The sequence below is a fragment of the Lentzea terrae genome (assembly GCF_003265345.1).
Taxonomy (GTDB): domain Bacteria; phylum Actinomycetota; class Actinomycetes; order Mycobacteriales; family Pseudonocardiaceae; genus Lentzea; species Lentzea terrae.
In genome coordinates this window covers 247,869-268,311 of sequence record NZ_QFWW01000008.1, presented here as the reverse complement: position 1 = coordinate 268,311, position 20,443 = coordinate 247,869, and the positions used below count along the sequence as shown (strand labels likewise).

The following is a 20,443-nucleotide window of genomic DNA, read 5'->3' as shown; positions in this document are numbered from 1 at the left end:
CGACAACACCGGCCCTCTGCCCGACGTCGCCGCAGCTACGTCCCGGTCACCCAGAACCTGTACCCCCAGTGTTGATCGGCAACAGGTTCTGGTTCACCCCTGTTCGAGCCGCAGTCAGTGCGGCAGGACGAGCCGGCTGGCGATGTCGTACAGGTCGGCCTGCGGTACCCGGCCGGCGATGACGACCGGGGCTCCGCCGACCGCGTCGAGGACCCACAACTGGCGGTAGCCGTTCTCGTCGGCGTAGCGCGTCGCGTGGCCCTGCACGGGTTGTCCCGGCGTGCCGGGCGGGTTGCCGCCGACAGCGCTGTTGACGAAGATCGACGGCTGGACTGTGCACGTGCCCAGCCGGTAGCTCGTGTTGGTCCCTGGCCCGGCCGGGCCCCCCTGTGTGACGTCGAAGGCGCAGATGCGCATCCCGTTGGGCAGGTCGCGCAGGCCGTACGCCGGGGTGACGGTCGTCGTGCCCGGGAAGCGGATGTTCTCCGCGATCCGGCGGCCGGCGTCGACGAGTTGCTGCGGGGGCGCATTGCTGCCGGGGGCGGCGGACACGTTCACGTACATCGAACCGCCGTCGGGGTGCGCCACGTACAGCTCGTAGCCACCTGGCCCGGTGGACACCGAACTCTCGACCCCGCGCTGCCCGTTGATCGTCACGGACTTGCCCGGGCCCGACTTGAACGCCGCCTCGTCCACCGACACCATCCGGAACTGCTGGACGTCGACCTGCAGGACCTGGCCGTCGGCCGTGACGGTCAGCATGTACTCACCGCCGTACAGGGGCACGTCCGGCTTGGCCCCGCTCGACCCGACGTTGATTCGGTGGACGCGGTAGGCGACCGAGCCAGGCGGGAGCCAGCCGAGGGAGTAGGGCATCTGCAGCCCTGCCGCGGCCGGCGCGGTAGCGGTCGGGGTTTGGCTTTGCGATCCGTTGGTGGGGGCGGCGATCTGGGCGTGTTCCGCGGGCTCCGGCCGGTTCAGCACCACAGCGGTGACCGCGCCGAGGGTCAGCACGGTGGCCCCGGCGGCGACCGCGAACGGGCGGCTCAGTCCCGAGCGCCTGCTGTCGATGCGTTGGCGTGCCGCGGCGAGCACCGCCTCGCTGTCGGGCGCGTCGTGTTCGTGCGCCGCGAAGGTGTCCTTGATCAGGTTCTCGATGTTCATCACGTCTCCCTGGCCTCCGCCATCTGCTCGATGGCCAAGCCGTTCCGCAGTGCCGCAAATGCCTTGTGGGCGTGTGCCCGGACGGTGGCCTGGGCGCAGCCGAGCAGCCCGGCGATCTCGGGATCGGACAGTTGCTCGTAGTACCGCAGCACCACCACGGCCCGCTGGCGCTTGGGCAGCCGCGCCAAGCGCTGCCACATGTCCTCGCGCGCGGCGTGGTCCGAAGCGAAATCGTCCGCCCGTGCCTCGTCGGGGACGTCACCCGACGCGATCACACGCGCAGACCAGCTATGTCGCCAGGACAGGTAGCCGTTGGTCACCATCCGCAGCACATACCGGTCGGGGTGATCCGTGCCGCTGATCCGGGACCAGTGCCGGTACACCTTGACCAGCACGTCCTGCACCAGATCAGCCGCCTGCTCCCGCTCGCCGGTGAGCATCGTCGCGTACCGCAGCAACCGCGGTAGTTGCGCACGGGCGAAGTCGTCGTAGTCAGCCATCACCCTTGAAGACTCACCTCGACGGCGATCCGTTTACCGGCTTCGGCGAATAAACAGAGTGATCCACTCAACGAGTCATGGAGACAGGGGAACTACCAGACGACGTCACAAGGGGCGATCTGTGCACAAACGCAGTTTGATCCACGCGGCGGTCTTCGCCGTGGTGGCCAGCGGTGTCGCCGTCCTGCCGGCGGCCGCGCAGCCATCCGCACCCGCGCCGGCCGAGGCGCCCAGGACGGTCACGCTGATCACCGGCGACAAGGTGACCGTGACCAGGAAGGACGGCTCCTGGGACGCGAAGATCCAGCCGGCCGCCCGGCTCGGGCCGGTGCGGTTCATCAAGTCGGTCAGCGCCAAGGGCGTCACGGTGATCCCGTCGATCGCCGAGCCGCTGATCCGGGCGGGCAGACTGGATCGCAAGCTGTTCGACGTGACCGGTCTGATCGACCTGGGCTACGACGACGCCCACACGCCTGAGATCCCGCTGCTGGTCGAGTCCAACGGCGCCCGGACGCTCGGCAAGATCACCCGTGAACTGCCGACGGTCGGGCTCTCCGCGGTGGCCACGCCGAAGAACAAGGCCGCGGAACTGTTCGACAAGGCCGACGCGGGCAAGATCTGGCTCAACGGCAAGGTTCAGCCATCACTGGACGTGAGCGTGCCGCAGGTCGGCGCGCCGGCCGCCTGGCAGGCCGGGCACACCGGCGCGGGCGCGACCGTCGCGGTCCTCGACACCGGCTACGACCCGAAACACCCCGACCTGGCCGGGATCGTGAAGGGCGAGAAGGACTTCACCGGCGAAGGCATCGTCGACAACGTGGGGCACGGCACGCACGTGGCCTCGACCGTCGCCGGCCGTGGCGCCAAGTACACCGGCGTCGCCAAGGGTGCGGACCTGCTGATCGGCAAGGTCTGCCAGACCGGCGGCTGCCGGTTCGACGCGATCCTCGCGGGCATGCAGTGGGCCGCGGACAGCGGCGCCGAGGTCGTGAACATGAGCTTGGGCGGCGGACCCGGCGACGGCGTCAGCGACCCGCTGGAGATCGCGCTCAACCGGCTCTCGGCCGAGAAGGGCACGTTGTTCGTGGTCGCGGCCGGCAACTACGGTCAGCGAACGCCGGTCTCGAGCCCGGCGTCCGCGGACGCCGCCCTGGCCGTGGCCAGCGTGAACAAACAGGACAGGTACAGCACGTTCTCGCAGCCAGGACCGCGGCTCAAGGACTACGCCGTCAAACCGGACATCGCCGCGCCCGGTGAGGACATCGTGGCCGCGCGGGCCGAGGGCACGCTCGCCGACCGCGCTGTCGGCGAGCACCACGCACGGCTGAGCGGCACCTCCATGGCGACGCCGCACGTGGCTGGTGCCGCGGCGATCCTGGCCGCGCAGCATCCGGACTGGACCGGCCGGCAGATCAAGGCGGCGCTGATGGGCAGCGCGACCCCGATCGACGCCACGATCTACCAGCAGGGCGCCGGCCGGCTCGATGTCGGCCGGGCGTCCAGGCAGACGATCATCCCCAGCGCGGGGAGCCTGAGCCTCGGTTTCGTGCGGTGGCCGCACAACCAGCCCACGCCGACCAAGCAGATCACGTACAGCAACACCGGCAGCGCACCGGTTTCACTGCGGCTGAGCGTGGACGTCCCGGCGTTCCACACGAACGTCGACCAGATCGTGGTGCCCGCCAACGGCGAGGCCACGGTGTCGGTCACCTTCGACCACTCGGCCGCGCAGATCGGTGTCCACGGCGGCAGGCTCGTCGCCAAGAGCGGCGCCGGCGACACGGTGATCCAGACGCCGGTCGGCGCGTACAAGGAACCGGAAAGCTACGACCTGACGACGAAGCTGATCGACCAGAACGGCGCTGCGCCGGCCGACGGCCTGCTGGCGAGCGCGATGTGGGTTCCGCTGGGCACCGGCCAGGATGATTTCGACCTGATGGGGAACAACAGCACCGTGCGGCTGCCTGCGGGCCGGTACGCCGTGCTGGGCACGATCAAGACCGCGGTGCCTGGTCAGCCCCTGCCGACGAGCACCAGGGTGGCCGACCCGGAGGTCGACCTGCACAAGGACACCGTCGTCACGCTGGACGCCAGGAACAGCGAGAAGGTCACCGTGCAGACCGACGAGAAGGACGCCCGCCCGTTTTCTTGGACGAACGGGATGGTCGTCGACACCGGAGCACGTGGAGTGGGCTACTACAGCTTGTCGGACTTCAACGACTACACCGCGCCCACCACCAAGCGCACCAAGGAGTTCCGGTACTTCGACCGGATGAAGCTCGAACGGCCACAGGTCCGGTTGACGGTCGACAAGCCCGAGTCGTTCGACGTGCCCGTGGAGTGGGTGCCGGGCTCGCCGCGGACGGCCGACACCCGCGCGCTGTCCGCTGTGGACGTTGGGCGTGCCACCCCCGGCGAGATCGCCGCGGCCGATCTCAAGGGCAAACTCGCGGTGTTCACCCTGGGCAACGGTGAGGCCCTCGAGTTCAGCCCACGGGTGCGGGCGATCGCCGAGGCGGGCGCGAACTCCGCGCTGTTCCACTTCTCCGGCAGCGCCGTGCGGTTGACGGAGGCGCCGCCACTGCCGTTGACGGTCACGTTCGGCACCGAGGGCGCTCGGCTGGCGAAGTTGCCGAACGCGTCCGTGACGTTGACCGGCTTACCCCTGAGCCCGTTCAGGTACGAGCTGGTGTTCCCCAGCTACGGGGACATTCCGGCGAACGTGACCTACCGGCCGCGCAACAGCGATCTGGCCACGGTGAAGACGACCTACCGGGCGCCGGTGGACGGTGTGGGCTACGCGGCGATGTTCGCCACCGACGGGAAGTACGACCTGGAGGGCGCACTGGAGTCGACGTCGACGCCGGTTCCCCTGGAGCGGACCGAGTACTACTCGCCCGCCACTTGGGCGAACTCCGTCAGCGTGCCGGCAGGCGGTGCCGCGCAGGACTACGAGGCCGCCAAGCGGACCTTCAAGCCCGGCGAAAAGGCCACTGTGGACTGGGGCAAGGCCGTGATCGGGCCGGGTGTCACCGGGTCGGTGGGCTTCTTCTCGACCGAGCCGCACCTGGCGTACCGCGCGGGCGAGAAGATCAACACCCGGCTGCCGCTGTTCTCCGACTCGGCCGGCCACTCCGGGTTCCCCGACTCCGGTGACACCGGCGACACCGTGCTCTACCTCGACGGCAAGGAGATCGCCCGCAGCGGCCAACCCGGCAGCGGACAGTTCTCGGTGCCCGTGGGCCCGGCGAACTACCGGCTCACCGCCGAGGCGAGCCGGAGCAACCCGGGATGGCCACTGTCCACAAAGGTCAGCGCGGAATGGGGCTTTCGGTCGGAGCACACGACCGCAGCCACACCACTGCCGTTGCTGTCGATCGGTTTCGACCCCGAACTCGACCTGACGAACCACGCGCCCCGCAACGCCCTCATCCCGGTACCGCTCCGCGTCGACCGGCAGCCGGGCGCACCGGGCGGCAAGGCCGTGCCGAACCAGGTCGAGGTGTCCCACAACGACGGGCAGACCTGGCGGCGGGTGCCGGTGCTGCGCGCGAACGGCACCTGGTTGGCGGTCATCCAGAACCCGGCGTCCGGGTTCGTGTCGCTGCGCGCGAACGCCGCGGACCAGGACGGAAACACGGTGACCCAGACGGTCATCAGGGCCTACCGGGTGAAGTGACCCGCAGTTGCTGACTGCGCGGCGGTCGCGACAGCGTCCGCCGCGCTACCGGCTGTTCGTTGCTGACCGACCCTGCAGGATCCGGTGTTCGGGTGGATCACCTGAGGGTTCGGGTTCTGCAATTCCCGTCATCGGTCGGCAACCGTGTCGCTACTCTCCGACACGGGGAGGTTTCATGTCAGAGAGCGGCAGGGTGGAGCGCGCACCGGAGTACGAGGCCCGGCTCGCCGAGCAGCATCGACGGCTGGCGCAGGCGCGAGCAGGCGTTGTACCGCCTGCACCAGAGGAATACGAGCTCGAGGACTCCGTCGGCACAGCGGGTGGCGTGCGCGTTGTGGTGCGGCACCGCAGGATTCTCTCGGTCGAGATCGGCCACGGCGTGCTCGGGCAACCTCCCAGCGCCGTGTCGGGGCTGTTGAGAGAGGCCATCAACGCCGCCCTGGCGCAGTCGCTGATCGACACGCCCGCGGCCGGCGATCCAGGCCCGGATCTCGCCGCGCTGGGTCAGCAGCTGGCTGACTTCGCTCGTCAGGGCGGCGACACGCTGCGACGGATCCAGGGCCTGCTGGAGGCGTCGATGGCGAAGACCGGCCTGCGCGGCGACTCCACGCCCCAGTACGTGGACTACCTGTTCCAGGACGCGATGGACGTGGTGAGTTCCACTCAGGCCGCGCTGTCGGCGGACCCGGCGCCGCTGATCACCGGTGAGGGCCGGGACGAGGCGAACGAGGTGTCCGCCGCCGTCACCAACGGCCAGGTCAACGCGCTCTCACTGACGGTCGTCGCGGTGCAGTTCGCGCCCGCCCAGTTGGGCCAGGCTGTGATCCAGGCGGTCAACGATGCGATCGGCGACTGGGAACGTCGAGCCGCCACCGCGGGACGGTCGGCGCTGGATGTGGAGGCGCTGCAGCAGGTCAGTGAGCGGGCCGAGAAGGTGCGCGCGCAGAGCATGGAACACCTGCGCACCTACACGACGAACCTGACCTCGATCATGCGCAACATCGACTAGGGGGTCGGCACGATGACGGGGATGAACGTCAACGCCGAGATGATCGGCGGATCAGCGAAAGAGATCCTGGGAACCGGCGACTCACTGGCAAGCGACGTCGCCGCGTTCCGCGGCCAGGTCGACGCGCTCGCCGGCGCGTTCGGCGGCGACGACCTCGGCTCGGTGCTGGGCATGATCTACCAGATCATCGCCGAGGCCGCGTTCGAGTCGTTCGAGGACAACGCCGACGGTCTTGGCGAGATCGGCCGCAACATGCAGGGCATGGCCGACGACTACTCGGCCACCGAAACCGCCAACAACGACATGTTCACGCAGCTGATGGGAGGCCTGGCATGACCACCGGCATGATGCTGCCGCCAGAGCTGTCCGGGCTGCTCAACACACTGGGCTTCAACTGGCCCGAAAGCGACGAGGGCAAGCTCTTCGACCTCGGCGGCCTCTGGTCCGGCTTCGCCGATCGTCTCGGGCCCGCCGCGGCCGATGCCGATGGTCAGGCCCAACAGGTGCTGGGCGCGAACAGCGGCGCGGCCATCGACAAGTTCAAGGAGTTCTGGACCGACGGCGAATCACCGAAGCAGAACCTCGACGACGGCGCCACCGCCTCGTCGCTGGTCGGTGCCGGTCTCTACGTCTGCGCGGGCGTCGTCGTCGCGCTCAAGATCGCCGTCGTCGTGCAGCTGACCATGCTCGCCATCCAGATCGCGCAGGCCATCGCCACCGCGGTGCCGACATTCGGCGCTTCGCTGCTGGAGATCCCGATCTTCAAGGAGATCACCTCGATCCTGCTCGACCAGGCGCTCGACCTCGCCATCAGCCAGGTGCTCAGTGCCTAGGAAGAAGCCGGCCAAGGCAGCACGGGCCGTCGCCAACGCCGGCGTCTTCACCCCCATCGGCAAGAAGCTGCGCAAGGCAAAACGCCCCGCCGGCGGTCACGTCAAGCCGCTCGAGGTCGGCGAGTACAAGAGTCTCAAGGCACGGGAGAAAGTCGGCGACAACCTGGAGCACGACCACATCCCGTCCTCCGCCGCGCTCAAGCGGGCCGAAGAAAACCGGCTCGGCCGCAAACTGACGAGGAAGGAAGCCGACGACCTGCACAACAAGGGAACCGCGATCGAACTGCCGAAAGGCGTCCACTCCAAAGGCGACACCTGGCGAGGCAGAAACACGCAGGACCAGATCGACGCCGACGCGGCGGATCTCAGCAAGGCCGCGGAGAGAGACTATGCTACGACGCGCAAGAACCTCATCGCCGACGGTTTCTCACCCAAGGACGTCGACGCGGCCCTCGACAAGATGCGCGAGGCGAACCGAAAGAAGGGCATATGACCACGGTTTCCGGTGAGATCGCCGTTATGCTGGACGTGCTGGGCCACCGCAAGGGTGACAGCCGCATCCTCGACGCGATCGTTCTGATCGGCCCGAAGATGGAGGTCAGCGAGTACGACTTCGACGGCGAGAAGTCCACGTACTACGTCTTCAAAGATGCAGGTACGGAACTGCTTTTCGAAGACGACGTCCTGGCGTCGATCATGGTGCGCACCCAGCCGGATCCCGAGGACGAAACCTATGGTCAGTATCCGCGCCCCGGAGAGCTGGTGGAGGGGCTTTCCGCCACCGCCACACGCAGCGAAGTCACCGCATTCCTGGGCAATCCGGAACGCACCGGACCGAGTTTCGATCGATACCAGACCAACAACCGCTATCTGCATTTCGAGTTCGGTCCGAATGGCCGGGTTGCCAGGATCTCCGCGCTGCTCGAGCCGGTCTGAGACTCAGCAGCACGAGGCCGGCGGATCAGGACTTGTGCTCGCCCTGACGAGGCCTGCTGGTTGTTCGCGGTCTCGCTGATCGCGCCGAGGCGCAATCCCTGCCGCTTCGTCAGGTCTCGCGCGGCACCGCTTGCCATGATGACCGGATGGACGTCAACGAGGTTCTGCTGCCCGGTGTCGGCCTGCGCTACGAGTTCACCAACGCCGACGGTGACCGCATCGGCATCGTCGCGCGCCGCGAGGGCAGCTTCGAGGTGATCCGCTACTCGGCCGACGACCCGGACGAGGCGAAGCCGCTGTTCCGGCTCACCACCGCCGAGGCCGACACCGTCGCCGAGATCCTCGGCGCGCCGCGCATCGCCGAGCGGTTCGCGGACCTGACCAGGGAGGTACCGGGGCTCAGTGCCGGACAGGTCGTCGTGCCCGCCGCGTCCGCGCACACCGGCAAACCGCTCGGCCACACGCGAGCGCGCACTCGCACCGGGGCGTCGATCGTCGCGATCGTGCGCAGCGAGGACGTGATCGCCTCCCCGACGCCCGACGAGGTGCTGCGCGCGGGCGATGTCCTCGTGGTGATCGGCACGCACGACGGCATCAACGGCGTGCGCCGGATCATCGAGGCCTGACGGTGCACACGTCTCTCGCGCTGCTGCTCGAGCTCGGCGTCATCCTCGTCGGGCTCAGCGTGCTCGGCGCGGCCGCGAGACGGTGGTCCTTCTCCCCCATCCCGCTCTACCTGCTCGCCGGTCTCGCGCTCGGCAACGGCGGCATCGCACCGGTGCCCGCCGCCGGCGACTTCGTCGAGGTCGGTGCCTCCATCGGCGTCGTGCTGCTCCTGCTCACCCTCGGGCTCGAGTTCAACACCGCCGAGCTCACCCACAGCCTGCGCCGCCACGTTCCGTCCGCGGTGCTCGACTTCGTCCTCAACGCGACACCGGGCCTGGTCGCGGGATGGCTGCTCGGCCTGCCGTGGCCGGGCGTCCTCGCGCTCGCCGGCGCCACCTGGGTCTCGTCCTCCGGCATCATCTCCCGGCTGCTCAGCGACCTGCGCCGGCTCGGCAACCGCGAGACGCCGGCCATCCTCTCCATCCTGGTGATGGAGGACTTCGCCATGGCGATCTACCTGCCGGTGCTCGTGGTGCTGGCCTCCGGTGGCAGCTGGTGGCAGGCCGTCATCGGCGTGGTCATCGCGATCGCCAGCGTGACGGCTGCGTTCGCCGCGTCCCACCGCTGGGGCCACCACGTCAACCGCTGGCTCGCCCACCCCGACGACGAGCAGCTCATGCTGCGCATCCTCGGCACCACCCTCGTCGTCGCGGCACTCGCCGAGCTGGTGTCGGTCTCGGCCGCGGTCGGAGCGTTCCTCGTCGGACTCACCCTCACCGGCGCCACCGCCGAACGGGCACGCGCCGTCCTCGCACCCCTGCGCGACCTGTTCGCCGCGGCGTTCTTCCTCGCCATCGGGTTCGCCGTCAGCCCGGCCCAGCTGTTCCCCGCGTTGCCCGCCGCGCTCGCCCTCGCCGCGACAGGCATCGCCACGAAGATCGCCACCGGCTGGTACGCCGCACGCCGCGACGGCATCGCCCCGCGCGGCCGGCTCCGCGCCGGCACCGCGTTGGTCGCACGCGGCGAGTTCTCCGTCGTGATCATGAGCCTGGCCGGCGCCACGAGCCCCGAACTCGGACCTGTGGTCACGGCGTACGTGCTGCTTCTCGCCACGATCGGACCACTCATCACGCGCTGGTCCGGCGACTGGCTTTCACCTCAACGCGTCCGCGCCCCCAGAAGCTCTTGACGAAGCCGCCTGCCTGGCGTCCGCCACCGATCCCGAACTGGACGCCGTAGCCGCCTCAGCTTCGATCACCACGCCGGTGGCGACAACCACCCAACCCACGCCCGCGATCACCGGCCACAACACGGACTCGACCACCGCGATCAGCACGTTGACGACACCTGCTGACAACAGCACGCCCACAGCGACCACCAGCACGGTTTGCATCCGGACGTCGGCCAGGTCCCGTCCCGCCATCACGGTCCCTTCCCATTCCTCCTGACGTGGGGATGTATCGCCCCGTGTTCGGTCCTGGTTACGGAAGGAGGTACATGTGCAACCTTCCATCGAGACCTCTCGTCCCGACGATGGTTGCACCGTCGAACCATCTGGTTGTACGGTCGAACCATGCAGAGCGGGGAGACGGACGCGGCACAGGAAGCCCTGATGCGGTTCGTCCGCAACTTCGGCCTCCATCAGCCCGACCGCACACCATGCGGACAGCCGCTGCCGGTCTCGGAGGCGCACGCCATGGTGGAGATCGCCCGGGAAGGGCAGCTCCGTCAGGTGGAGCTGGCTCGCCGGTTGCGGTTGGAGAAGAGCACCGTCAGCCGCCTGGTCACCAACCTCGTCGGCCGGGGCTGGGTGCACCGGGAAGCCGCCGACGGCGATGGCCGCGGCGTCCTGTTGGTGCTCACCGACGCCGGTGCCACCGCCGCCGCGCGGCAGGCCGACGCCCGCCGCGACCGGCTCACCACCCTGCTCGAACGCGTACCCGACGACCAACGCGCCGCCGTGGTGCGCGCGCTCCAGATCCTCGCGGAGGCCACTGTTGAACCGATTTGACCGTTCGCTGACCCGCCGAGCCCTGCTGCTGGTGGTCGCAGGTGCTGTCGCACTCAGCAGCGGTTGCGCCGCCGGCCCGTCGACGGCAGCGCACTCCGACCGACAGGCCGAGGTCGCCGAGCGCGGCTCGTCCGTCATGCCGTTCGACCTGGAACGCACCACCCACCGGTTCACCAAGACCGACACCGGCGGCGTGCAGACCGTGGTCGCCGACGACGCGCGGGACTCCGCCCAGATCACCCTCATCCAGGAACACCTGACCGCGGAGGTGGACCGCTTCCGGCGTGGCGACTTCACCGACCCCGCACGCATCCACGGCAACGAGATGCCCGGCCTGGAAGCGCTCCGAGCGCACAGCGGGCGGATCACCATCGAGCACCAGAACACCCCGGACGGTGCACGCGCCACCTACACCACCAGCGACACCGAGCTTCGCAACGCCCTGCACGCCTGGTTCGACGCCCAGGTCAGCGACCACGGCCCGCACGCCACCAGCTGACCGCCCCAGATCAGCCGCAGGAACCGCGGGCGATGAGCGCCGGCTGGAAGACGATCCTGGCCGGGGCCGCGGGTTCCTCGATGACGAGTTGCGCGGCCCTGCGCCCCATCTCGTACGAAGGCTGGGCGACCACGCTGATGCCGAGCGCGCTCGCCCACGGGAAGTCGTCCATGGTCAGGAAGCCGGCGTCGTCGGGCATCTTGAGGCCCCGAGCGGTCAGTGCCGTGTGGACGGCCACGGTCAGACGGCCCGTCGTGCACACGACGGTGTCGTTGCGGTGCAACAGCGAACCGACAGCGGCATCGACATCGACCTCGTTCTCCACGACGACCTCCTCCGGCTGCCGCAGGCCTCGTTCGACCAGGCCCTGGCGCAGTCCTTCGACGCGCTTGACCTGCGTCGGCCTGGTGCCTCCGCGCACGACTCCCACCCGCGTGCGGCCGCAGTCGGCCAGATGCGCGGCCATCAACTGTCCGGCGGCGACATCGTCGAGGCTGACCGAGTGCAGCCCTGGTGGGGTGCGCGCGACGACCACGCACGGCGTGCCGTTCTGCGCCATTCGCCGTGCCTGGTCGTCGGCGGTCTCGTCGGCGGTGATGATCAGGCCACGTACCCGTTGCTGGTCCATCGCCCGCACCTGGGCGACTTCCCGGTCGGTGCGGCGGTAGGTGTTGGCCAGCATCACCGGGCTGTCGCCGGCGGCGGCCACCTCGTCGACGCCCCGGATCAGGTCCAGGTAGAACGGGCTGTTCAGGTCGCGGATGATCACGCCGATCGTGCTCGACCGGCCGGCGAAGATGCTCCTGGTCAACGCGTTCGGGCTGTAGCCGAGGCTTTCGGCGGACTGCCACACCCTGGCGGCCGTCGACTCGGCCACCAGACCGCCGTTCAGCACGCGGGAGACCGTCGCGGTGGACACTCCCGCGTGTGCGGCGACATCACCGATCGTGACTCGCTTCATCCGTGACCCGCCTGCCTTCCCGCACGACGATCTTGCCACCGATCATGACGGTCCGGACATTCTCGAGCGCCGCCGGGTCGGTCACCACCAGGTCGGCGATCGCGCCCGGCACGATCCGGCCACGCCGCGGGGCGAGACCCGGGAACGTGTCGGCGACGGTGGAGGTGGCCATCGCGATGGCGGCGGGCAGGGTCACCACGCCCGCCTTGGTGGCCCGGTCGATCGCCAGCAGGATCGGGTCGTGGTGGCCGGCCGCGTAGTCGGTCGAGATCGTGTCCACCAGCCCGGCCTCGAACATGGCGTAGAGCAACGGGATCATGTCCGGCCGCTGACCGCCGAAAGTGTCCAGAACGGACACATCGATCACCACTCCCCGTTCCTTCAACCACTCCGCGTGGTCCACGGCCTCCCGCATGGTGAAGCTGGGGTGGTTGGAGTGTCCGGCGATCAGCCGCACGTCCGTTCTGGCGATCGAGGCGACCTGCGTCATCGACGCGGCCGCGTTGTGCACGAGCACCGGAACGTCCAGCTCCCGGGCCTGGTCGGCCGCTTCGGCCAAGCCGCGCAGCGCGACGTCGAACGCGGGCAGAACCACGCCGGACACGATCTCGCGGGCGTCGTCGACGGACAGCAGTCCGGTCAGGCCGGCGCTCGCGAGCGCCTCCTCCACCGTGTCACGGTCGAACGCCGACGTCCTGATGTGCCTGCCCAGCACCGCGACCTTCAGCTCGTTCGCCTGCAACGCCGTGACTGTCACGCCGGTGCGCCGGGCGATCTGCTCGGGGATGTACAGGTAGCTCGCGCCACCTCCGCCGAGCGTGTGTCCCGCGCCGATCTCACCCAGCGCGACCGCGCCTTCGGCCACGGCCTGGCGGGCGGTAAGGGCCCGATGCGCCTCGGTGAGCCCGCTTCCGTCGGCGATGGTCGCCGCCTTCAGGCACGCGGGTGTGTTGCAGGAGGCCGCCTTCACGTTCACCGGGTGCGCTTCGTCAGTCGCGGCAACGGCTTCCGCGGTGATGAACCCGTCGACGCAGAGCACCGTCGTCGTGCCTTCCAGCAGGTGCCGGTCGAGGTTCGCGTTCACCTGCGCGACGGGCAACGGTTCGTGGCCGCTGGGGAACAGCGGGCCGTGCGCGGTGCCGTGCGTGTGGTTGTTGATCAGGCCGGGAATCACCAGCATTCCCTCTGCGGCAACGACTTCCGCCGCCGGGTAGGCGCGGCTTCCCGGCTCCAGGATCTCCCGGATCGTGTCACCCTCGATGACGATGTCGACCCCGCTCCGCCGTTCGGTGCCCCGGCCGTCGACGAGGTCGCAGCCACGCACGACGATCGTCATCGCGACTCCTCGAACCGCTCGAAGCGGAACGGTGCCAGCGCGTCGTCGCGGTTCTCACCGAGCACCTCGTCAGCGACGAGCTCCCCCGCGTGCAAACACAACGTCACTCCGCTGTGCGACACGGCGAAGAAGTAGTTGCGCACGTCCGCGACCCGCCCGAGCACGGGCAGCCCGTCGCCGGGAATCGGCCGCTGCCCCTTGCGCACGCTCTCGACCGTCGCCGCTCGCATCCCGGGGTAGAGCGACGCGGCGTCCCGCACCAACCGCTCGACCGCCTCCTGCCCGCCCTGGTCGACCTCGCCGGAGTGCAGCAGAATCCGGCCGCCACCTTCCGGTCGCAAGTGGACGTTCGGGGCGTGCACGACCCTCGACAGCGGCACCGCGACCGGCGAGCTGTACACGAGCACGCAGGGCAGGTTGCGCATCGGCAGCGCCAGCCCGGCCAGCGCGGCCACCTCGGCAGCCTGTGGCCCCGCGCAGTTCACGACCACGTCCGCGGTGAGCACCCGCCCGGACGCCAGCCGCACGGACCGCACCACGTCGCCGATCAGGTCGAGCCCGATCACGGCGTCATCGGCGACCACTTCGACTTTCGCCGACAGCAGATGTGCGATCAGGCGTCTCGGCTCGACCCACGCCTCGCCGGGGAAGTACGCGGTTCCACCGGACGGAAGCCGGTCCGGATCGATGCCCGGTTCCAGTTCGAGCGTCTCGGCACGGGTCAGCCACTTGGCCTCGTAGCCGAGCGCGAGAAGTGCGTCGACCTTCGCACGCAGCGCTGTTTCGTCGGTGGTCCATTCGATGCCGCCACCACCGTGGTACCAGTCGCCGAGCGGGAACTCGGCCGCCAGCCGTCGGTGCGCCGCCATTCCCGCGACGTTGAGCTCGTGATAGACCAGCGGCTGTTTGTTGCGCGAGTTGACCCACGAGAACGTCGCACCGGACGTCCCCGAACCCGGCGCACCGGCGTCGACGACCGTCACCGTCGCGCCGCGACGAACCAGTGCCGCTCCCACGGCCGCTCCGTAGACACCGGCACCCACCACGACGACCTTCATCCCGGCCTCCTGCAACTAGTTTCATGCAACTAGTTACAGGACAGCAGGACGCCTGGTCGAGCCCGCTCTCGCCAAATCACCCGATTGGACTCAAACATCGTAGTTCTGCGAACCGGAACCACATTGGCTCAGACCATTCTTATGCCAACTCCGCAGGCCACACGGATGCATTGCGAAACGAGGACGGGAAGTACAGGAAGTCGTTGCCCCATTCGAGAACCCGAGCACGAACCGAAGGGGTTGCGCACAGGGGCTAGTCTTGGCGACCTCAATTGATCCTGGATTCGCGAGCTTTTCGTCCAGGTGCATGTAAAAGAACACGGAGTCTCCGGGGACCTCCGCATTCGGTGCACTGAGAATGTGCACAGGAAGCGTGCAGACAGATGACTGAGACCGGTGACTGACCGTTGTACGAAAATTACGGCACGCAGGCTCGCAACGCCGTCGAACGCGAGGCCCAGCCACCGGCAACCAGGCACCTTCCTCGCCCCGCGGGCGAATAGCACTCCCCCACAACAGAATCTCACAGGAGTTCGGTTTGATTTCCCGCCGCATCAGCCGTTTCTTGATCGCACTCATGTTGCTGTGCGCCACAGCCTGCACATCGGCCCCGACATCCGCGGGCAAGATCACGCTGGGGTTCAGCGCGTGGCCCGGCTGGTTCCCGTGGCAGGTCGCCCAGGAACAAGACTTCTTCCGCCGCAACGGCATCGACGTCGAGCTGAAGTACTTCGACAGCTACACCGACAGCCTCAACGCGTTGTCGAGCGGCGCGATCGACGCCAACAGCCAGACGCTCAACGACACGCTCGCGTCGGTCAGCGGTGGCGCGCGCCAGACGATCGTCCTCGTCAACGACAACTCCACGGGCAACGACCAGGTGATCGCCCGTGAGGGCATCTCCGCCATTGCCGACCTGAAGGGCAAGAAGGTCGCCGTCGAGCAGGGCACCGTCGACCACTACCTGCTGCTGCTCGCGTTGACCGAAGCCGGTCTGTCGCAAAAGGACATCGAGCTGGTACCGCTGGCCACCGACGCTGCCGCAGCCGCCTTCGTCGCGGGCAAGGTCGACGCCGTGGGCGCCTTCGCCCCGTTCACGACCACCGCACTGCAACGACCCGGCAGCCGCGCGATCGCGACCTCCGCCGAGTTCCCCGGCGCCATCCCCGACCACCTCGTCGTGTCCAGCACGCTCGCGAAGGACCGCCCGGAGGCCGCCCAGGCGTTGGTCGACACGTGGTTCGACACGCTCGACTGGATCAAGCAGAACCACGACCGGGCCGTCGAGATCATGGCCGCACGCGGCGGCGTGAGCACCGGCGACTACGAGAGCTACGACGCCGGCACGAGCATCTTCACGTTGCGGCAGAACCTCGACGCGTTCACGCCGGGGGTCACCCCCACGCACCTCAACCACCAGGCGGGGAAGATCGCGGACTTCCTGGTCAGCACCGGGCTCACGCAGAACCGGCCGTCGCTGGACGGGCTGTTCGACGACAGGTTCGTGAAGGCGGTGCAGAGATGAGGACCGCGCTGGCCGACCGCACCCCGGACGTCCGCACCACGTGGCCACCGCTCCCCCGCCGCACCCGCCCGCGCCGCACCGCGCTCACCATCCGCACACCGATCTCCCGCCGCGCCACCACCATCCTCACCGTCCTCTCACTGGCCGTGCCGTTCTCCGCGTGGGTGGTGCTCAGCGCGAGCGGTGCCGTACCCGCAACCTTCCTGCCGCCGCCGGGCGCCGTGGTGTCCGCCGGCTGGGAGACGGCGCGCTCGGGCGAGCTCGCCGTGGACGTGTGGACGACCACCCGGCGCGTGCTGCAAGGCTTCGGGCTCGCCGTGCTGGTGTCGGTGCCGCTCGGCATCCTGATGGGCGCCTTCCAGGCCGGGCAGGCGGCGTTCGAGCCGTTGATCGGGCTGCTGCGGTACCTGCCCGCCAGCGCGTTCATCCCGTTGCTCATCATCTGGCTCGGGCTCGGCGAACCGTCCAAGATCGCGATCCTGTTCATCGGCACGGTCTTCTTCAACACGCTGATGACCGCCGATGTCGTGCGGGGTGTGCCGCGGCCTCTCATCGACGTCTCCTACACGCTCGGCGCGCGCCGGGGCGAGGTGTTGCGCAAGGTCGTGGTGCCGCACTCGTTGCCGGGCATCATCGACGCTGTTCGCGTCAACGCGGCGGCGGCGTGGAACTTCGTGGTGGTGGCGGAGCTGGTCAACTCCACGGCCGGGCTCGGGTACCGGATCGTTCGCGCGCAACGGTTTCTGCAGACGGACAAGATCTTCGCGGTGCTCGTCGTGATCGGCGTCATCGGTGTGACGATCGACGTGGCCCTGCGCCTGGTGCGCGCTCGAGTGGGGCGGTGGGCCGCATGACGTTGGCACTCACCGATGTTTCCAAGGAATACGGTCAGAAGCTTGCGCTGGACGGGGTGAACCTCACGGTGTCGCCGCGCGAGTTCCTCTGCGTCGTCGGCGCGAGCGGTTCGGGGAAGTCGACCCTGCTGTCGCTGGTCGCCGGGCTCATGATGCCTACCACGGGCGAGATCACCGTCGACGGTCATCCGATCACCGGGCCCGGGCCCGACCGCGGCTTGGTCTTCCAGAACGGATCGCTCTACCCGTGGCGCACCGTGGAGCGCAATGTCGCTTTTGGACTCGAGCTGCTCGCGCTGGACACCGCCGAGCGTGACCGCAGGGTCGACTGGTACCTCGCGGAGACCGGCCTCGCGGGCGTGCGGCGGTCGCTGCCGCGCCGGCTGTCGGGCGGCCAGCAGCAGCGTGTCGCGATCGCGCGGGCGCTGGTCTGCGAACCGGACGTGCTGCTGCTCGACGAACCGTTCGGCGCGCTCGACGTGCAGACGAAGGAGGACATGCAGCTGTTGATCAGGCAGATCTGGCTCGACACGGGCACCACCGTGCTCATGGTCACCCACGACGTCGAGGAGGCCGTGTTCCTCGGCACCAGGGTCGTCGTGCTCGCGAGCGACCCCGGTCGCGTCGCCGCCGAGGTCCGCGTCCCGCTCGCGGAGGACAGGGATCTCGCGGTCAAGCGCACGCCCGCGTTCCTGGCGTTGCGCGCGTCCGTCGAGGACATGGTCCGCTGCGGGGTGACCAGGTGATGCGGCGCGTGCTCCACGGGCACTCCATCGGACGGAAGCTGAACCTGCTGATCGTGCCAGGACTGGTCGCGGCGGTGGTCGTGGCGGTGCCGTTCCTGCTCGGTCAGGCCGGGGACGCGCGATCGGCCGCGGGTACCGCCGAGTCCGCACGGCACGTGCGCGAACTGGGGAACCTGATCTGGGAGCTGCAACAGGAACGCGTGCTCACGGCCGCGCACCTCGCGTCTCCCGGCAACGACGGCGAGAACCTGAAGCGCCAGCACGCAAACGTGGACAGGGCGGCCGGGAACGTGCGCGCCGTGCTCGGGGACTCCATGTCCGACGAGCTCACGAACGCGTTGGTGCGGCTGGGTTCGCTGACCGGACTGCGGCAGAACGCCCTGCGCGGCGGCGCCTCGTCCGACGGCGTCGCGCGGACGTACCACGCCGTCATCACCGCGGTCATCGACTCGCTGCGCCTGGTCCCGCAACCCACCGGCGACGCGGAGGGCACGCGACAGCTCACCGCGCTCGAAGCCCTGCTGCGCGCCACCGAGCAGCACTCCCTGCGCGACACCGGGATGATCATCGCCGCGACGAGGAGGCAGACAGGCCAGGACCTGCACAACGACGCCGTGATGCAGGCCCGTGCGTTCACCGAGCGGTTCGTGCAGCAGGCCGACGCGGACCACGCGGCGCTGGCCGTGACGGTGGAAGAAGGACCCGAAGCTCGCCGGGTCGACGAGCTCGCCTCTCGGTTGCCTGGCCAGCCGAGCCCGGCGTTCGCGGCGGAGGCGTTGGCCGCCGTGACCGCGCAGGCCGAGCTGCGCAAGGTCGCGCAGGACCAGGTCACCGACGAGATCACCGCCGCGGCCGCGGCACGCGCGGGCTGGGCGAACGCCGTCGCGTGGACGGTGGGTGCCGGCGGTGCCGCGCTGCTCGTCCTGGTCGGGTGGCTCGCGATCGCCGTCCGCCGCTCGATCGCCACCCCGTTGCGCAAGCTCACCGACGCGGCGGGCGCGGTGGCCGATCTCGCCGGCCGGGAACTGGTGCGCGTCACCGACACCGAGGTGCCCGACCAGCAGGTGCCTCGGCTGCACGAGATCGAGGTCTCGTCCGGCAACGAGCTGGGCCGCCTCGCCGAGGCGTTCAACCGCGTGCAGGGCACGGCGGCGCAGCTCGTGGAACGGCAGGCGATCACGCGACGCAACGTGAGCTTGATGTTCGCCAACGTCGCCAAGCGCACGCGCAGCCTCGTCGGCAGGCAGCTCGCCCTCGTCGACGAACTGGAGCGCGACGAGCAGAACGAGCGGCTGCTCGCCAGCCTGTACCAGCTCGACCACCTCTCCACCCGGTTGCGGCGCACGGCCGACAACCTGCTCGTGATCGCGGGCGCCCGCGAGGACGGCGGGTTCGCCGGACCGATGACTCTCGGCACCGTGCTGCGCTCGGCGCTGGCGGAGATCGAGGACTACCAACGGGTCCGGCTCGGCACCGTCGGCAAGAACAGGGTGACGTCCTCGGCCGGGACGGACCTGATCCTGTTGTTCGCCGAACTGCTGGACAACGCGACCTCGTTCTCGCCGCCGGAGTCCACTGTGGAGGTCGACGTCGCACGCACGGCCGACGGGTCCTGCGTCGTGCGGATCGTCGACCACGGCATCGGGATGACCGAGGCCGCCCTCGCCGAGGAGAACCTGCGCCTGGTGGAACGCGAGCGCCTGGACATCGCGCCGACCAGAGTGCTCGGCCTGTTCGTGGTGGGCAGGTTGGCGCGCAGGCACTCGCTCGCCGTCGAACTGCTCCCGACCGAGGGCGGCGGCGTCACCGCGCGGGTGACCGTGCCTGCCGACCTGCAGACGCGGGAAGACGCGCCGTCGCGGCCACTGGTCATGTCCTCGCCACCGTTGCCGGACAGGGACTTCGGCTGGTTCATGACCGACACCACGACGACGTTGCCCGCGGTGAACGACCAGCCCGACCACCTGTCGGGCGAACTGACCACGGAGATCACGCTGGTGTCGACCGCCATCGCCCGCGTGGCGGTCGTGCCGCAACCCGTTGCGGCGCCCCCGATCACACCGGAGCCGGCCGGACGCGCAGGGCTCACCCGCCGGGTGCCGGGCGCCAACCTGGCACCGAGCCTGCGCACCCCCGAGGCGCCGGCCGACCCCGCTCCCGAGAACACCGCCTCCTGGCAGCAGCGCGACCCCGCCGCCGAACGAGCCGCGCTCGACGCGTTCGCCAACGGCCTGGCACTGGGCGCCGCCGCCGGAGCAGGCACGCAACCCACGAGAGAAGGCAGCGAATGACCGCGCTTCCCGCCGCACGGACGAGCGTCGAGGCACAGAACTTCAACTGGCTCGTGACCCGCTTCGCACAAGGGACCCCTGGCGCCCTCGCTGCGATCGCCGTGTCCGCCGACGGTCTGCTCATCGCGACGTCGTCGAAACTGGTGCGGGAGAACGCCGACCGGCTGGCGGCGATCACGTCGGCGATGCTGAGCCTCGCGGGCGGCGTCGCCGACTGCCACCCGCTCGGCACACCGGACAAGGTCATCGTCGAGCTGGGGCAGGGCTACCTCATGGTCTGCACCATCAGCATCGGCTGCGCGCTCGGCGTGCTGGCGTCCAAACAGGCCAGTCTCGGCACGATCGGCTACGAGATGGCGATGTTCGCCAACCGCGCCAGCGCCGTCCTCACCCCGCAGGTGATCGAGGAACTCAAGTTCACGGTCGGGCGGTAGG

21 protein-coding genes are annotated in these 20,443 nt (G+C 69.3%); 15 read left to right on the top strand and 6 right to left on the bottom strand.

Features of this window, described 5'->3' with window-relative positions:
• Positions 1-114 precede the first annotated feature (114 nt).
• Together DI276_RS15585 and DI276_RS15580 are read right to left on the bottom strand one after the other, a co-directional pair.
• On the bottom strand, positions 115-1,164 hold the full coding sequence (locus DI276_RS15585) for a hypothetical protein (RefSeq protein WP_112264053.1): 1,050 nt from the start codon (positions 1,162-1,164) through the stop codon (positions 115-117).
• A complete protein-coding gene (locus DI276_RS15580) occupies positions 1,164-1,664 on the bottom strand; it encodes a SigE family RNA polymerase sigma factor (protein WP_198680652.1) in 501 nt (166 codons plus the stop codon). Before DI276_RS15580 ends, DI276_RS15585 begins: the two co-directional genes overlap by 1 nt.
• A gap of 121 nt (positions 1,665-1,785) precedes the next feature.
• On the opposite strand from DI276_RS15580, the gene DI276_RS15575 reads away from it, so the two are divergent.
• The 8 genes from DI276_RS15575 to DI276_RS15540 all read left to right on the top strand — a co-directional run bounded on the left by DI276_RS15575 (position 1,786) and on the right by DI276_RS15540 (position 9,916).
• Positions 1,786-5,343 (top strand): S8 family serine peptidase, encoded by a 3,558-nt coding sequence (locus DI276_RS15575; protein WP_157984728.1) that lies wholly within the window; start codon positions 1,786-1,788, stop codon positions 5,341-5,343.
• Positions 5,344-5,518: 175 nt separating this feature from the next.
• Positions 5,519-6,352 carry a hypothetical protein gene (locus tag DI276_RS15570; protein WP_157984727.1) on the top strand — a complete coding sequence of 278 codons (834 nt, stop codon included), beginning with the start codon at positions 5,519-5,521 and terminating at the stop codon, positions 6,350-6,352.
• A gap of 21 nt (positions 6,353-6,373) precedes the next feature.
• A complete protein-coding gene (locus DI276_RS15565) occupies positions 6,374-6,688 on the top strand; it encodes a WXG100 family type VII secretion target (protein ID WP_112264049.1) in 315 nt (104 codons plus the stop codon).
• Entirely contained in the window at positions 6,685-7,185 is a 501-nt protein-coding gene (locus tag DI276_RS15560) for a WXG100-like domain-containing protein (RefSeq protein WP_112264048.1), read from the top strand. The genes DI276_RS15565 and DI276_RS15560 overlap by 4 nt, the downstream gene beginning before the upstream one ends.
• Complete coding sequence (locus DI276_RS15555) at positions 7,178-7,678, top strand: hypothetical protein (protein WP_112264047.1); 501 nt, start codon at positions 7,178-7,180, stop codon at positions 7,676-7,678. Before DI276_RS15560 ends, DI276_RS15555 begins: the two co-directional genes overlap by 8 nt.
• Positions 7,675-8,121, top strand: a complete 447-nt coding sequence (locus DI276_RS15550; protein WP_112264046.1) for a hypothetical protein — start codon at positions 7,675-7,677, stop codon at positions 8,119-8,121. Before DI276_RS15555 ends, DI276_RS15550 begins: the two co-directional genes overlap by 4 nt.
• Positions 8,122-8,267: 146 nt before the next feature.
• Complete coding sequence (locus tag DI276_RS15545) at positions 8,268-8,747, top strand: cation:proton antiporter regulatory subunit (RefSeq protein ID WP_112264045.1); 480 nt, start codon at positions 8,268-8,270, stop codon at positions 8,745-8,747.
• Positions 8,748-8,749: 2 nt separating this feature from the next.
• Entirely contained in the window at positions 8,750-9,916 is a 1,167-nt protein-coding gene (locus tag DI276_RS15540; RefSeq protein ID WP_112264044.1) for a cation:proton antiporter, read from the top strand.
• Here the strand turns inward: DI276_RS15540 and DI276_RS15535 are convergent.
• Positions 9,881-10,150 carry a hypothetical protein gene (locus tag DI276_RS15535; protein WP_112264043.1) on the bottom strand — a complete coding sequence of 90 codons (270 nt, stop codon included), beginning with the start codon at positions 10,148-10,150 and terminating at the stop codon, positions 9,881-9,883. The genes DI276_RS15540 and DI276_RS15535 overlap by 36 nt on opposite strands.
• A 150-nt stretch (positions 10,151-10,300) precedes the next feature.
• Between DI276_RS15535 and DI276_RS15530 the strand changes: the two genes are divergently transcribed.
• Positions 10,301-10,738 carry a MarR family winged helix-turn-helix transcriptional regulator gene (locus DI276_RS15530; protein ID WP_112264042.1) on the top strand — a complete coding sequence of 146 codons (438 nt, stop codon included), beginning with the start codon at positions 10,301-10,303 and terminating at the stop codon, positions 10,736-10,738.
• Complete coding sequence (locus DI276_RS15525; RefSeq protein ID WP_198680651.1) at positions 10,725-11,237, top strand: hypothetical protein; 513 nt, start codon at positions 10,725-10,727, stop codon at positions 11,235-11,237. Before DI276_RS15530 ends, DI276_RS15525 begins: the two co-directional genes overlap by 14 nt.
• 10 nt (positions 11,238-11,247) lie before the next feature.
• Here the strand turns inward: DI276_RS15525 and DI276_RS15520 are convergent, their stop codons facing one another.
• The 3 genes from DI276_RS15520 to DI276_RS15510 are packed head-to-tail and all read right to left on the bottom strand — an operon-like array spanning position 11,248 to position 14,592.
• On the bottom strand, positions 11,248-12,198 hold the full coding sequence (locus DI276_RS15520; RefSeq protein ID WP_112264041.1) for a LacI family DNA-binding transcriptional regulator: 951 nt from the start codon (positions 12,196-12,198) through the stop codon (positions 11,248-11,250).
• A complete protein-coding gene (locus DI276_RS15515) occupies positions 12,176-13,534 on the bottom strand; it encodes an amidohydrolase family protein (RefSeq protein ID WP_112264040.1) in 1,359 nt (452 codons plus the stop codon). The genes DI276_RS15520 and DI276_RS15515 overlap by 23 nt, the downstream gene beginning before the upstream one ends.
• A complete protein-coding gene (locus DI276_RS15510; protein ID WP_112264039.1) occupies positions 13,531-14,592 on the bottom strand; it encodes an NAD(P)/FAD-dependent oxidoreductase in 1,062 nt (353 codons plus the stop codon). The genes DI276_RS15515 and DI276_RS15510 overlap by 4 nt, the downstream gene beginning before the upstream one ends.
• A gap of 565 nt (positions 14,593-15,157) precedes the next feature.
• Here DI276_RS15510 and DI276_RS15505 point away from each other — a divergent pair.
• Genes DI276_RS15505 through DI276_RS15485 form a run of 5 tightly spaced genes read left to right on the top strand, consistent with a single transcriptional unit; the run spans position 15,158 to position 20,442 of the window.
• Positions 15,158-16,117, top strand: coding sequence for an ABC transporter substrate-binding protein (locus DI276_RS15505; protein WP_232836675.1), 960 nt, complete (start codon positions 15,158-15,160; stop codon positions 16,115-16,117).
• A complete protein-coding gene (locus DI276_RS15500; RefSeq protein WP_112264038.1) occupies positions 16,114-16,971 on the top strand; it encodes an ABC transporter permease in 858 nt (285 codons plus the stop codon). Before DI276_RS15505 ends, DI276_RS15500 begins: the two co-directional genes overlap by 4 nt.
• A complete protein-coding gene (locus tag DI276_RS15495) occupies positions 16,968-17,717 on the top strand; it encodes an ABC transporter ATP-binding protein (RefSeq protein WP_112264255.1) in 750 nt (249 codons plus the stop codon). Before DI276_RS15500 ends, DI276_RS15495 begins: the two co-directional genes overlap by 4 nt.
• Complete coding sequence (locus tag DI276_RS15490) at positions 17,717-20,008, top strand: sensor histidine kinase (protein ID WP_232836674.1); 2,292 nt, start codon at positions 17,717-17,719, stop codon at positions 20,006-20,008. Before DI276_RS15495 ends, DI276_RS15490 begins: the two co-directional genes overlap by 1 nt.
• Entirely contained in the window at positions 20,005-20,442 is a 438-nt protein-coding gene (locus tag DI276_RS15485; RefSeq protein WP_112264037.1) for a roadblock/LC7 domain-containing protein, read from the top strand. The genes DI276_RS15490 and DI276_RS15485 overlap by 4 nt, the downstream gene beginning before the upstream one ends.
• The last annotated feature ends 1 nt before the right edge of the window (position 20,443 follow it).

Coding starts and splice junctions, on each gene's coding strand:
- DI276_RS15585 (WP_112264053.1), bottom strand. CDS start 1,164: ATGAACATCGAGAACCTGATCAAGGACACCTTCGCGGCGCACGAACAC.
- DI276_RS15580 (WP_198680652.1), bottom strand. CDS start 1,664: ATGGCTGACTACGACGACTTCGCCCGTGCGCAACTACCGCGGTTGCTG.
- DI276_RS15570 (WP_157984727.1), top strand. CDS start 5,519: ATGTCAGAGAGCGGCAGGGTGGAGCGCGCACCGGAGTACGAGGCCCGG.
- DI276_RS15565 (WP_112264049.1), top strand. CDS start 6,374: ATGAACGTCAACGCCGAGATGATCGGCGGATCAGCGAAAGAGATCCTG.
- DI276_RS15560 (WP_112264048.1), top strand. CDS start 6,685: ATGACCACCGGCATGATGCTGCCGCCAGAGCTGTCCGGGCTGCTCAAC.
- DI276_RS15550 (WP_112264046.1), top strand. CDS start 7,675: ATGACCACGGTTTCCGGTGAGATCGCCGTTATGCTGGACGTGCTGGGC.
- DI276_RS15545 (WP_112264045.1), top strand. CDS start 8,268: ATGGACGTCAACGAGGTTCTGCTGCCCGGTGTCGGCCTGCGCTACGAG.
- DI276_RS15535 (WP_112264043.1), bottom strand. CDS start 10,150: ATGGCGGGACGGGACCTGGCCGACGTCCGGATGCAAACCGTGCTGGTG.
- DI276_RS15530 (WP_112264042.1), top strand. CDS start 10,301: ATGCAGAGCGGGGAGACGGACGCGGCACAGGAAGCCCTGATGCGGTTC.
- DI276_RS15520 (WP_112264041.1), bottom strand. CDS start 12,198: ATGAAGCGAGTCACGATCGGTGATGTCGCCGCACACGCGGGAGTGTCC.
- DI276_RS15515 (WP_112264040.1), bottom strand. CDS start 13,534: ATGACGATCGTCGTGCGTGGCTGCGACCTCGTCGACGGCCGGGGCACC.
- DI276_RS15510 (WP_112264039.1), bottom strand. CDS start 14,592: ATGAAGGTCGTCGTGGTGGGTGCCGGTGTCTACGGAGCGGCCGTGGGA.
- DI276_RS15500 (WP_112264038.1), top strand. CDS start 16,114: ATGAGGACCGCGCTGGCCGACCGCACCCCGGACGTCCGCACCACGTGG.
- DI276_RS15495 (WP_112264255.1), top strand. CDS start 16,968: ATGACGTTGGCACTCACCGATGTTTCCAAGGAATACGGTCAGAAGCTT.
- DI276_RS15490 (WP_232836674.1), top strand. CDS start 17,717: ATGCGGCGCGTGCTCCACGGGCACTCCATCGGACGGAAGCTGAACCTG.
- DI276_RS15485 (WP_112264037.1), top strand. CDS start 20,005: ATGACCGCGCTTCCCGCCGCACGGACGAGCGTCGAGGCACAGAACTTC.